Source organism: Allochromatium tepidum, from assembly GCF_018409545.1.
GTDB lineage: Bacteria > Pseudomonadota > Gammaproteobacteria > Chromatiales > Chromatiaceae > Thermochromatium > Thermochromatium tepidum_A.
The window spans coordinates 2,038,480-2,051,316 of the sequence record NZ_AP024563.1 but is presented as its reverse complement, the minus strand read 5'-3'; the positions used below and the strand labels follow the sequence as shown (position 1 = coordinate 2,051,316).

Annotated in this window: 10 protein-coding genes and 1 tRNA gene; 7 read left to right on the top strand and 4 right to left on the bottom strand. The window is 65.4% G+C overall.

Going from position 1 to position 12,837, the window contains the following annotated elements:
- Positions 1–30 precede the first annotated feature (30 nt).
- Positions 31–104 (bottom strand) — tRNA-Gly (locus tag Atep_RS09920).
- Between the two features lie 44 nt (positions 105–148).
- Positions 149–1,966, bottom strand: coding sequence for an AMP-dependent synthetase/ligase (locus Atep_RS09915; RefSeq protein ID WP_213378386.1), 1,818 nt, complete (start codon positions 1,964–1,966; stop codon positions 149–151).
- A gap of 182 nt (positions 1,967–2,148) precedes the next feature.
- Between Atep_RS09915 and Atep_RS09910 the strand changes: the two genes are divergently transcribed.
- The 3 genes from Atep_RS09910 to dapB are packed head-to-tail and all read left to right on the top strand — an operon-like array spanning position 2,149 to position 7,336.
- A complete protein-coding gene (locus tag Atep_RS09910; RefSeq protein ID WP_419467487.1) occupies positions 2,149–3,246 on the top strand; it encodes an efflux RND transporter periplasmic adaptor subunit in 1,098 nt (365 codons plus the stop codon).
- The gene (locus Atep_RS09905; RefSeq protein ID WP_213378384.1) at positions 3,239–6,496 is read left to right on the top strand and encodes an efflux RND transporter permease subunit; all 3,258 of its coding nucleotides are present in this window, start codon (positions 3,239–3,241) and stop codon (positions 6,494–6,496) included. The genes Atep_RS09910 and Atep_RS09905 overlap by 8 nt, the downstream gene beginning before the upstream one ends.
- Positions 6,497–6,517: 21 nt before the next feature.
- Positions 6,518–7,336 (top strand): 4-hydroxy-tetrahydrodipicolinate reductase, encoded by an 819-nt coding sequence (gene dapB, locus Atep_RS09900; RefSeq protein ID WP_213378383.1) that lies wholly within the window; start codon positions 6,518–6,520, stop codon positions 7,334–7,336.
- 10 nt (positions 7,337–7,346) lie between these two features.
- Here dapB and Atep_RS09895 read toward each other — a convergent pair whose 3' ends face one another.
- On the bottom strand, positions 7,347–7,739 hold the full coding sequence (locus tag Atep_RS09895; protein WP_213378382.1) for a DUF3775 domain-containing protein: 393 nt from the start codon (positions 7,737–7,739) through the stop codon (positions 7,347–7,349).
- Positions 7,740–7,885: 146 nt separating this feature from the next.
- Between Atep_RS09895 and Atep_RS09890 the strand changes: the two genes are divergently transcribed.
- Positions 7,886–8,833 carry an IS1595 family transposase gene (locus tag Atep_RS09890; protein WP_213378308.1) on the top strand — a complete coding sequence of 316 codons (948 nt, stop codon included), beginning with the start codon at positions 7,886–7,888 and terminating at the stop codon, positions 8,831–8,833.
- On the opposite strand, the gene nadB is transcribed toward Atep_RS09890, so the two are convergent.
- Positions 8,830–10,467, bottom strand: coding sequence for an L-aspartate oxidase (gene nadB / locus Atep_RS09885; protein WP_213378381.1), 1,638 nt, complete (start codon positions 10,465–10,467; stop codon positions 8,830–8,832). The two genes, Atep_RS09890 and nadB, sit on opposite strands and share 4 nt — an antisense overlap.
- A gap of 182 nt (positions 10,468–10,649) precedes the next feature.
- On the opposite strand from nadB, the gene rpoE reads away from it, so the two are divergent.
- The 3 genes from rpoE to Atep_RS09870 are packed head-to-tail and all read left to right on the top strand — an operon-like array spanning position 10,650 to position 12,827.
- Positions 10,650–11,228, top strand: coding sequence for an RNA polymerase sigma factor RpoE (gene rpoE / locus Atep_RS09880; RefSeq protein WP_213378380.1), 579 nt, complete (start codon positions 10,650–10,652; stop codon positions 11,226–11,228).
- A gap of 59 nt (positions 11,229–11,287) precedes the next feature.
- Positions 11,288–11,848 carry a sigma-E factor negative regulatory protein gene (locus tag Atep_RS09875; RefSeq protein ID WP_213378379.1) on the top strand — a complete coding sequence of 187 codons (561 nt, stop codon included), beginning with the start codon at positions 11,288–11,290 and terminating at the stop codon, positions 11,846–11,848.
- Entirely contained in the window at positions 11,832–12,827 is a 996-nt protein-coding gene (locus Atep_RS09870; protein WP_213378378.1) for a MucB/RseB C-terminal domain-containing protein, read from the top strand. Before Atep_RS09875 ends, Atep_RS09870 begins: the two co-directional genes overlap by 17 nt.
- Positions 12,828–12,837: the final 10 nt, after the last annotated feature.

Below are 12,837 nucleotides of genomic sequence, written 5' to 3'. Positions count from 1 at the left end.
TGGAGTTCAAGGAGCCAAGCGAGAGCGGATTGGAGCGGGTGATGGGAATCGAACCCACGTTAGAAGCTTGGGAAGCTCCTGTTCTACCATTGAACTACACCCGCGATAGATCGATTAGTTTAGGGCCGTGCCGGCGCCTTGGCAAGCCTCAACCATCACCGCCATACATCGACTGGATGGCCGGGGCATGGTGCTCGATGATCCGGGTGCGCTTGATCTTCATGGTCGGCGTCAACAGGCCATTCTCGATCGACCAGGGTTCCAGGGTCAGGGTGACGCGCCGGATCTTGGCATAGCCGGGGAAGTCACTCAACGCCAAGCGCAGGCGCTTGATGATGTTCTTGTGCAAGTGTGCATCGTGCAGACTCTCCACCAGATTGGGATCGAGTCCATGTTCGTGGGCGATGCCCGGCCAGAGGTCGGCATTGAGCACCAGGATGGCGCTGAGATAGGAATGCCCCTCGCCGACGACCATGACCTGATCGAACAGCGGATCCAGTCCGATGGCCATCTCCAGATCGGCCGGCGGCACCTTCTCGCCGTTGGAGAGCACCAGGATGTCCTTGATGCGCCCGGTGATGAAGATGTGACCATCCTGGATCCGCCCCTGATCGCCCGTATGCAGCCAGCCGTCTGGATTCAAGACCCTGGCCGTGGCGGCCTGGTCGTTCCAGTAGCCCTGCATCACATTCTCGCCCTTGATGAGCAGCTCGTCGTTGTCGCCGACGCGCACCTGGATGCCCCGGATCGGCACCCCGACGCTCTCAGGGATGTTGTCCTCGAGCGGATTGAAACTGACGACCGGACTGGTCTCGGTCAGGCCATAGCCCTGGATCAGCGGCAGCCCCAGTCCGATGAAGGTGCGTGCCACGCCGATCGGCAGGGCCGCGCCGCCGCTGACGGCCACCCGCAGCCGACCGCCGAGCTTCCGGAGCACGGGTTCGCCGACCTTGCGTTTGAGGAAGGGCCACAGCAGCAGGCTCGGATGCCGGCCGCCGCGTCCCTGTTCGCGCAGAAAGGCGCGCCAGCCGGTCGCGACCGCCAGTTGGAACAGCCGGCGCACCGGGGCCGGCCGGGCCTGGAGCTGATCGGCGATTCGCCCGTAGACCCGCTCGAAGACGCGCGGCACGGCGATGATGACCGTCGGCCGGATGGTTTGCAGATCCTCGGCCAGTTGCGCCACCGAGCGCGCATAGGCCACGGTCGCGCCCGCCATCATCGGCAGGTAGTAGCCGCCGGTGCGTTCGAGCATGTGCGACAGCGGCAGGAAGGAGAGAAACAGATCCTCGCCATAGACGTCGATGAGCATGAGTACGGCGTGGGCGTTACTCAGGATGTTGTGATGGCTCAGCATCACGCCCTTGGGTCGACCTGTGGTGCCCGAGGTATAGACGATGGTCGCCAGGTCGTGCGGCTCGCCGTCGCGCCGGCTCAGGGGCGGGGCGCCGGCCGGCAGCCAGGACTCGGCGACCCGCACGCGACTGTCGCGCTCGGCCAGTTCATAGGCCGCCGGACTCGATTCGAGGATGATCACCCGTTGCGGCCAGGGTGAGTCGCCGATGGCCTCGGCCAGACGCTTCCAGCGTCCTACGTCCTGGATCAGCAGCACCTTGACCGCCGCGTCGTCGAGGATGTAGGCCGCGTTGTCGGCGCGATCGTCGGTGTAGAGCGGAACCGTGACCAGACCCAGCGCGAAGGCGGCCTGATCGAACATGATCCACTCCGGGCCGTTGCGCAGCAGCATCGCCACCCGATCACCGGTCTCCAGCGACTCCCCGGCGAGCGCCTGACGCCAGCGCGCCACCCAGTCGCCCATCTCGCCCCAGGTCAGCGCGCGCCAGCCCTGATCGCGCTCGAAATAGCGATAGGCCACGCGCTCCGGAGAACGTCCGACACGTTGCAGGAACAGCCCATCGAGCGTCTTGGCCTGATCGATCGAAATCAGATCCTCGGATCCTGGCGTCACTGGGCTATCCTCATTATCGGTTTGTTATAAGGACTCAATTTGAACCGCAAACACGCACCTGTGCAACGCGAACCATGATCCTGTCCCTGGTTCGCCGCCAGCGCGTAATACCGGCATTGAAAAGACGGTCAATCGCACAATATTAGAGAAATCTAATACAAGGAGTGATCGAAATGCGTTCGATGAGATCGACCCTGTTACTGGCCTGCTGCGTCCTGGCGCCGGCGTCCGCACTCGCGGATCAGGCCGATCCGCCGCCACTGAAGACGGCGCCGGCCGAGTTCCGTACCCTGCCGCGCGAATATCGGCTCGATGGGATCGTCGAGGCGGTCAACCGCAGCACCGTCTCGGCCCAGACCCAAGGCCAGATCCAGGAGATCCTCTACGATGTCGACGACTTCGTGGAGAAGGGGGCGTTGCTGGCGCGGATCAAGGACACCGAGCATCGTGCCCGTGTCGGACAGGCGGCGGCGGATCTCAAGGCCGCCAGCGCCCGTCTGCGTCAGGCCCAGGAGGAGCACGACCGGGTGGCGGGACTCTATCGCACCAAGAACGTCTCGGAGTCGGCCATGGACAAGGCGCGCGCCGAACTGGCCAGCGCCAAGGCCGAGCTGGAATCCGGCACCGCGCGTCTGGAGGCGGCTCAGGAACAGTTGGCCCATACCGAGGTTCGCGCCCCCTATTCGGGCATCGTCACCCAGCGTCACGTCCAACTCGGCGAGATCGCCAGTCCGGGCACGCCGATCATGAGCGGGATCTCGCTCGACGAGCTGCGGGTGGCGGTCGACGTGCCACAGAGCGTGATTCCAGCGGTGCGCGGCGGCGGCACGGACGCGGCACGCCGCGCCTGGGTCTATCTGCCCGACGGGACGCGCGTCGAGTCCAGCCGCTTGACCATCTTCCCCTTCGCCGATCCCGGATCCAATACCTTCAAGGTGCGCGTCGAGCTGCCGCCGGGCGAGGGCGCCAGTGAGCGGGCGCTCTTTCCGGGCATGTACGTCAAAACCAGCTTCGTGGTCGGCGAGAAGTCCGAGCTCACGGTGCCCAAGTCGGCCGTGGTCCAGCGCTCCGAGGTCACTGGGATCTATGTGGTCGGGGAGGGCGATCACATCCATTTCCGTCAGATCCGGCTGGGCCGGGCGCTCGATGACGCCTATGTGGTGCCGGCCGGCCTGAGCGAGGGCGAGCGCGTGGCGCTCGATCCGATCGCCGCCGGAGCGCGGCTCAAGACTCAGGCGCCTGTGCGTCATGTCGAGGGTGAGGAACCGAGCCATGACTGAGACGGCCAAGACTGAGCGACTGGGCCTGTCGGGCCGGATCGCCGCCCGTTTTCAGGCCACCGAGATCACGCCGCTACTGGCGCTGCTCGGGCTGCTGCTGGGGCTGTTCGCGGTGCTGGTGACGCCGCGCGAGGAAGAGCCGCAGATCGATGTCACCTTCGCCGATGTCTTCATCCCCTTTCCCGGCGCCTCGGCCACCGAGATCGAACATCTGGTGGCCGGTCCGGCCGAACAGGTCTTCTCCGAGATCAAGGGCGTCGAGCATGTCTATTCGGTCTCGCGGCCGGGTCTGGCGGTGGTGACCGTTCAGTACAAAGTCGGCGAGGACAACACCGAGGCCGTCGTTCGCCTCTTCAGCAAGGTCATGTCCAATCAGGACTGGCTGCCGCCGAACCTGGGCGTGGGCACGCCCATCGTCAAGCCCATGGGTATCGACGACGTACCGATTCTGACCGCCACCCTCTGGTCCGAGGACGAGACGGTCGGGGCCTATGAACTGGGTCAGGTCGCCCATGCCATCGAGCAGGAGCTCAAGCGCGTCCCGGGAACGCGCAACGTCTATACGCTCGGCGCGCCGGCGCAACTGGTGCGCGTCCTGCTCCATCCCGAGGCACTCGCCGCCCACGGGCTGGATCTCGATGGACTGCGCCGCGCACTCCAGGCCGGCAACCGCATCGCCGACGATCTGAGCGTCACCGCCGACAACCGGGAGATCCTGGTCCAGGCCGGCACCTTCCTGACCTCGGTCGAGGCGATCGGCGAGCTGGTGGTCGGGGTGCATGAGGGGCGGCCGGTCTATCTGCGCGATGTCGCTACGCTCGAGCGCGGTCCCGAACAGCCGGACAGCTATGTCCTCATGGGTGCCGGTCCGGGTGCTGCGCCGTCGGGTGTCGCCACCGGTTGGACGCGCCCGGCCGTGACCATCGCCGTGGCCAAGCAGGCCGGCGTCAACGCCGTCGAGGTGGCCGCCGCTGTGAGCGAGCGCTTCGAGCAGCTCAAGGGGCTGTTCATCCCCGACGGGGTCGAAGTCACCATCACCCGCGACTATGGCGCGACCGCTGACGCCAAGGCGAAGAAGCTCATCAGCAAGCTCAGTTTCGCCACGGCGTCCGTGGTGCTGCTGGTACTGTTCGCCATCGGCTGGCGCGAGGCCATCATCGTCGGTGCCGCCGTGATCGTGACCCTGGCGCTGACGCTCTTCGCCTCCTGGGCCTGGGGCTTCACGCTCAACCGGGTGTCGCTGTTCGCGCTCATCTTCTCGATCGGCATCCTGGTCGACGACGCCATCGTGGTGGTCGAGAACATCCATCGTCACATGGCCATGAGCCGCGGCTCGCTGCTCGACCTGATGCCGCGCGCGGTCGATGAAGTTGGTGGGCCGACCATCCTGGCCACCTTCACCGTCATCACCGCCCTGTTGCCGATGGCCTTCGTCAGCGGACTGATGGGGCCGTACATGAGTCCGATCCCGATCAATGCCTCGATGGGAATGCTGATCTCGCTGGTGGTGGCCTTCGTCTTCACGCCCTGGATGACCAACCGGATGCTCGGGCGTCATCATCCGGCGCACGCGCACGCTCCGACAGGAAGCAGCCGCGATCATGAGGGCGGTTCCCAACGGCTGAACGCGGTCTTCCAGCGTCTGATCGGACCCTTTCTGATCGGTCGGCGCGGGCCTCTCAACCGCCGGCTGCTGCTCGGCGCCATCCTGCTGCTGATCGCCGGCTCGATCTGGCTCGCGGTCAACCGTACCGTGGTGCTCAAGATGCTCCCCTTCGACAACAAGAGCGAGTTCCAGGTGGTGCTCGACATGCCGGAAGGAACAAGTCTCGAACAGACACTGCGCGTCCTGAGCGAGATGGGCGAGTATCTGGAGACCGTGCCCGAGGTCAGCGACTATCAGATCTATGCCGGCACTGCCGCGCCGATCAACTTCAACGGCCTGGTGCGTCAGTACTATCTGCGTGAGGGCGCGCATCTGGGCGATATCCAGGTCAACCTGGTCGACGCCCATCATCGCGATCAGAAGAGCCACGCCATTGCCCTGGAACTGCGCGCCCCCTTGCAGGAGATCGCGCGTCGCTACGACGGCAACGCCAAGCTGGTCGAGATCCCGCCCGGTCCGCCGGTGCTCTCGCCGCTGGTGGCTGAAATCTATGGACTCGACTACGACGGCCAGATCGCCATGGCGCGTCAGGTGCGCGCGACCTTCGAGGGGACGCCGGACATCGTCGATGTCGACGACTCGGTCGAGTTCGCCTCGCGCAAGCTGACCCTGGTGGTCGACCGGGCCAAGGCCGCGCGGCTCGGCGTGGCCCAGTCGAGCGTCTCGACCGCGCTGGCCACGGTGCTTGACGGCGAGGACATGAGCTTCCTGCACGGGGCCAACGTCAAGTACGCCGTGCCGATCCGGGTCGAGTACAGCGAGGCCGACAAGGCGGATCTGGAACAGGTGCTGGCCCTGCGCGTGCGCTCCGAGACCGGCCGGCTGGTGCCCCTGTCCGAGATCGTCACGGTGGTCGAGGGCACGCGCGAGCACAGCATCCATCACAAGGATCTGCTGCCCGTGGTCTATGTGACCGGCGACATGGCCGGAGAGACCGACAGCCCCCTCTATGGTCTGTTCGAGATTGCCGGCACCCTGAGCGACGAACTGGGTCTGGAGCAGTGGTATCGTCAGGCGCCGACCAATCCCTACGACTACAGCCTCAAGTGGGACGGCGAATGGCAGGTCACATACGAGACCTTCCGCGACATGGGCGCGGCCTATGGCGTGGGGCTGGTGCTGATCTATCTGCTGGTGGTGGCGCAGTTCCGCAGCTATCTGGTGCCGCTGGTGATCATGGCCCCGATCCCGCTGACCCTGATCGGCATCCTGCCCGGTCACGCGATCCTGGGCGCACAATTCACCGCGACCTCGATGATCGGCATGATCGCGCTCGCCGGCATCATCGTGCGCAACTCCATCCTGCTGGTGGACTTCATCAACCAGCAGGTGCGTGCCGGGATGAGCCTGGAGCAGGCCGTGATCGACTCGGCCGTGGTGCGCGCCAAGCCGATTGCGCTGACGGCTGTGGCGGCCATGGCCGGAGCCGTGTTCATCCTCGACGATCCGATCTTCTCGGGTCTGGCGGTGGCGCTGCTGTTCGGACTCTTCGTCTCGACACTCTTGACGCTGGTCGTGATCCCGGTGGTTTACTATGGGGTCATGTACAAGCGGGTCGAGTGGATTCGGACCGCGACGGGTTGAGACATTGAGACGAGGTCATGCATGAGTGAGATCAGAATCGCCATCGCCGGAGCCGGCGGGCGCATGGGACGGACCCTGATTCAGGCGGTCGTCGAGACCGATGGACTCAGGCTCGGCGCGGCGACCGAGCGTGCCGGAAGCTCGCTGATCGGCGCGGATGCCGGCGAGCCGGCCGGCGTCGGACGGCTGGATGTGGCGGTCGTAGCGGAACTGGCGAGCGTGCTCGACGACTTCGACGTCCTGATCGACTTCACCTCGCCGGCCGCGACCATGGCGCATCTGGCGCTCTGTCGCGCGGCCGGCAAGCGGATGGTGATCGGCACCACGGGTCTGGACGAGACCCAGCGCGCCGCGATCGAGTCGGCGGGCGAGTCGATCGGGATCGTCTTCGCGCCGAACATGAGTGTCGGCGTCAATCTCTGCTTCAAGCTGCTCGACATCGCCGCGCGCGTGCTCGGCGACGAGGTCGACATCGAGATCATCGAAGCCCATCATCGCCACAAGGTCGACGCACCTTCCGGGACGGCGCTCGGCATGGGCGAGGTGATCGCCGGGGCGCTCGGGCGTGATCTGAAAGAGGTCGCGGTCTATGGCCGCGAGGGCCAGACCGGCGCGCGCGAACGCCGAACGATCGGCTTCGAGACCATTCGCGCCGGAGACGTGGTCGGCGAACATACGGTCTGGTTCGCCGCCGATGGCGAGCGCGTCGAGATCGCGCACAAGGCGTCCAGCCGGATGACCTTCGCCCGGGGCGCCATGCGTGCCGCGCGCTGGATCGCCGAGCGCGAGCGCGGACGCTTCGACATGCAGGACGTGCTCGGGTTGCGCGCGATCGGCTGACGGAACGCGATCAGCCATCGCAGGAATAGCCGTGGGCGATCAGCCCTTCCTGGAGGTCATTGGCGACCATGGGGTGCGCGAGCAGATAGGCGGCGGCATTGAGCGAATAGTCGCCGATGGCGTCATCGACCGCCGTCTCCCAGTCCTCGATCCCATAGTCGCCCCGGCCGAGCCACATCAGCGCCACCAGTTCGGCGCGCTGGCGCTGGCTCATCTCGCCGATGGCTTGGATCATCTCGTCGAGGCTGTGGTCCTCGCTGTGATCGGCCAGGATCTGCAAGGCCCAGTCCTCGGAGGGGCTGTCCGGAACGTCGGGCAGGACGACCTCCTCCTTTGCCTGGAACTCGCGAGCCTTCTCGACGATGCGGCACAGTGATTCGGGATCGATATGTAACAGACTCATCGCTGAACTCCTGATGGCGGGACTCCACACCCCGGGTGTTGGAGTCCGGTAAGAACCTATTCCCCTTCCTGATTAGTTACGAACCTCAGCAGACTCGTCTCTTCTAGTCTACACTCTCAGTAGATGCCACTCACCGGAGACAGCTGATGCCTCAGAACACGATTCAGTTTCAGAAAGGCTTGAGTTTGCCGGAGTTTCTCCAGAACTACGGAACCGAGGACCAGTGCAAACAGGCCCTTGAACAGTGGCGTTGGCCGCAAGGCTTCGTCTGCCCGAGCTGCGGACACGCGGGTGAGCCGGTGCGCTTGCGCACGCGGGCGCTGTTGCAGTGTCGCCACTGTCATCATCAAACCTCACTGATCGCCGGAACGATCTTTGAGGCGACCAAGTTGCCGCTGACGACCTGGTTTTCGGCGATGTTTCTGCTGACACAGCAGAAAAACGGGATCTCGGCCCTGGAGCTCAAACGGCATCTGGGCGTGTCCTATTTGACGGCGTGGCGGGTTAAGCACAAATTGTTGCAAGTCATGAAAGAGCGCGACGATCAAACGCCGCTCAGCGGCGTCATCGAGGTCGACGACGCCTACTGGGGCGGCGAGCACCACGGGGGCAAGCGCGGGCGCGGCTCACCGAACAAGGTTCCATTCATCGCCGCGCTCTCGTGCGACGAGGACAACCACCCCATCGGCCTGCGCTTGGGTAAAGTCGCCGGCTTCCGCAAAACCGAGGTCGAACGCTTCGCCAAGCGCCACTTTGACCCCAGCGCCCTCATCCGCACGGATGGATTGTCCTGCTTCAGCGCCATCGCCGCGGCCGGATTCGAGCACCAGCCGATCGTCACCGGCGGCGGCCACCCCAGCATGGAGATTCCTGAGTTCCAGTGGCTCAATACCGTGCTGGGCAACGTCAAAAACAGCCTGCAAGGCTCCTACCATCATCTCAGCGGCAAGCATCTGCCGCGCCACCTCGCCGAGTTCTGCTATCGCTTCAATCGCCGCTTCGACCTCGCCGCCATGCTGCCGCGCTTGGGCAAAGCCGCGGTGCGTACACCCCCAATGCCGCATCGCCTCCTCAAACTAGCTGAGCTATGTTAATAATCAGGTTCCCCTTTGCGCGGCTGATAGGCATCCGGGATGAGAACGGTCGGCGCGCGCTGGCCGGCGTCCTTGAAGGGATGATCGAGGGTGTAATGCAGCCCGCGGCTCTCGCGCCGGCGCAGGGCCGACTGGATGATGAGATCCGCGACCTCCAGCAGATTCCTGAGTTCGATCAGATCGTTGCCGACCCGGAAATTGCTGTAGTACTCGATCACCTCCTGCGCCAGCAGGTCGGCGCGGCGCTTGGCGCGGCGCAGACGCTTGTTGGTACGCACGATGCCGACATAGTCCCACATGAAGCGCCGCAGTTCGTCCCAGTTGTGGGTGACGACCACCTCCTCATCCGGTTCGGTGACGCGGCTCTCGTCCCAGTGCGGCGCCTCAGGCGGGTGCGGCACCTCGGCCGACAGACGGACGATGTCGGCGGCCGCCGCCTCCGAGTAGACCAGACATTCCAGCAGCGAGTTGCTGGCCATGCGGTTGGCCCCGTGCAGACCCGTGTAGGCGGTCTCGCCGCTGGCATAGAGTCCGGGCAGGTCGGTGCGCGCCCAGCGGTCGACCATGACCCCGCCGCAGGTATAGTGCGCCGCCGGCACCACCGGGATCGGCTCGCGGGTGATGTCGATGCCCAGTTCCAGACAGCGCGCATGGATGGTCGGGAAGTGCTCGACGACGAACTCGGCCGGACGATGCGAGATGTCGAGATAGACGCACTCGCTCCCCAGCCGCTTCATCTCATGGTCGATGGCCCGCGCCACGATGTCGCGCGGGGCCAGCTCGGCGCGCGGATCGAAGCGCGGCATGAAACGCTCCCCGTCCGGCAGCAACAAGCGCGCACCCTCGCCGCGCAGTGCCTCGGTGACGAGGAAGGAGCGCGCCTGCGGATGATAGAGACAGGTCGGATGGAACTGCATGAACTCCATGTTGGCGACCCGACAGCCCGCGCGCCAGGCCATGGCGATGCCGTCGCCGGTGGAGACGTCCGGGTTGCTGGTGTAGAGATAGACCTTGTTGGCCCCGCCGGTCGCCAGCACCACGAAGCGGGCGAGGAAGGTCTCGACCCGGCCGCTGCCGCGATCGAGGATGTAGGCGCCCAGACAGCGATGTCCGCCCTGTCCCGGCAGATGCCGGGTCGTGATGAGATCGACCGCGATGTGCTGCTCATAGAGCGTCACATTGGCGCGCGCGCGCACCTGGCCTTCCAGCGTGGTGGAGATGGCGCGTCCGGTGGCATCGGCGGCATGGATCACGCGCCGATGTGTGTGACCGCCCTCACGTGTGAGATGATAGCCCCCCGTGGCCCCATGTTCGGTGTCGCGCGTGAACTCGACCCCCTGGTCGAGCAGCCAGCGGATGTTGGCCGGTCCGCGTTCGACGACATGACGCACCACCTCGCGATCGCACAGTCCGGCGCCGGCCTTGAGCGTGTCCTGGACGTGTGATTCGATGGAGTCGCCGGCGTCGAGCACCGCCGAGATACCGCCCTGTGCATAGAGCGTACTGCCCTCGCGCAGCTCCCGCTTGGAGACGACCGCGACGGACAGCGTCTCGGGAAGCCGCAGGGCGAGACTCAACCCGGCGGCGCCGCTGCCGAGGATCAGGACATCGTGGCGATGACAGGCGTCTGACATGGAGGTGGACCCGTGATGGCTGTGGATTCCCTGTAAGCTCGTCGATTTGATGATCTTGATCAAGTATCCGTGTCATATCCTGAAAAATACCGGTCATCGATGCAGATGGCCACGAACTTCCCATGCGGTGGATTGTCCATGCCAACGGAACCGATGGCAGGCCAGGCGAGTGGTGTGTCGTGATGAGTGAACGACACACCGATCATGAACTGGTCGACCGTGCCCAATCGGGTGACAAGCGTGCCTTCGATCTGCTGGTGCTCAAGTACCAGCAGAAGGTGTCGAACCTGATCTCCCGCTATGTGCGCGACTCGGCCGAGGTCATGGACGTGACCCAGGAGGCCTTCATCAAGGCCTATCGCGCGCTGCCCGGCTTTCGCGGCGAGAGCGCTTTCTACACCTGGCTCTACCGGATCGCGGTCAATACCGTCAAGAACCATCTGGTGGCCCAGGGTCGGCGTCCGCCGGGCGACGACATCGAGGCCGAGGTGGCCGAGCAGATGGACATGGGCGGGCGGCTGCGCGAGCACGCGACCCCGGAGCGTCATCTGCTCAGCGACGAGATCGCCGCCACGGTTCAGCACGCGCTCGACGACCTGCCGGACGATCTGCGCACGGCCATCGTGCTCCGGGAGCTGGAGGGCCTGAGCTACGAGGAGATCGCGACGGCCATGAACTGCCCCATCGGCACCGTCAGGTCGCGGATCTTCCGCGCGCGCGAGGCCATCGACAAGCGACTCAGGCCATTGCTCGATGGCTGAGTCCAGGTGGGACTCGCCGCCGCCGGCGAGTCCCTTAAGTCAGAACCCTCAGCTCAGGCATGACGACGATGACCGACGAGCCTAGACAACGACTCTCCGCCTTACAGGATGGCGAACTGGCGCCGGCCCAGGTACCGGCTCTGCTCGACACCCTGGCTGCCGATTCCGAGCTGCGCGAGTGCTGGGAACGCTACACGCTCATCGGCCAGGCCATCCGTGGCGAGGCGATCGATCCGAACGCCCGCGCGCTGGCCGACCGCGTGCGCGACGCCCTGTCCACCGAACCGACCATCCTCTGTCCACGGCGCTTGGAGCGCGCACCGCACCGCTGGACGGGCCGCTACGCCGGTCTGGCGCTCGCCGCCTCGGGGCTACTGGTCGCCATCCTGGCGACACCCGTCTTCGTGGGCGACGCCGTAGATCCATCGGCCGTTGGACCCGTGGCCGCCCATCTGATCGAGCGTCAGAGCATTCCGCTCCAGCGCTGGCATCCGGAACACCCCGAGCTGGCCAGCAAGCTCAACCGTTATCTCGTCACCCATCAAGCGACGGCCCCGGCGACCGGGGCCAATGGATTGCTGCCCTATGCGATGCTCGTCGGCTATGAACCGGGTCGTTGATCGGCGCTGGGCGTCGTATTGGCTGGCCCTGGGCCTGTGTTGTCTGTTGCCGTTCCAGGCGCCGGGCGCCGAGGCGAAGGCCTCTCCGGATTCAGCCGCGGACAGCGTCTCACCCAGCGTGCTGCTCGCGCGCATGGCCGAGGCCGTGCGCTCGCTGAGCTATGAAGGCACCCTGGTCTATCTGCATCAGAACCGGCTCGAAACCCTGAGCCTCGACCACCGCATCGAGGATGGGCAGGTCGAGGAACGCCTGATCGCTCTCAGCGGCCCGATCCGGGCGGTGGCCAGCGGCAAGGATCGCGTCAACTGTGTCCTGACCGACGGGCGACCAATCTCGGTCGAGCGCCAGGGCGGACGCTTTCTCGATACCGAGGGGATCGATCCAGGAGCGCTACAGGACCACTACAGTGTCGAGTATCTGGGGCGGGCGCGCATCGCCGGTCGTGAGACCGAGGTCGTCGGCATCCTGCCCAAGGACGATCTGCGCTATGGCTACCGATTCCACATCGACCGCGAGACCGCGCTGCCGCTCAAGTCCGATCTGATCGACCGCCGGCAGGAGCCGCTCGAACAGCTCATGTTCACCTCGATCAAGCTCAATGCGCCCACGGCGCCCCGACCCGAGGCATCGCTCGAACCGGCTCGATCGGTCCGCAGCGCACCGGCGACCAGTCCGAGCAGTCAGTGGCGTTTCGAGCCGATGCCGTCCGGATTCGACCTGGTCATGCAGCACCGGATCAGTCAGGCCGACGGCACCTTCGTCGAGCACTTCCTCTTCACCGATCGTCTCTCGTCCTATTCGATCTATATCGAACCGGCGAGCGATGATGGACTCGAGGGCGGCGCCAACATCGGCTCGGTCCATGCCGCCGGTCGCCGGTTCGATGGCCATCAGATCACCGCCGTCGGCGAGGTGCCGATGGTCACGGTCCAGGCCGCCATCGCCGGCGTCCATCGCGCCGACCCGCCCACTCAGTGAGAGCCCCGAC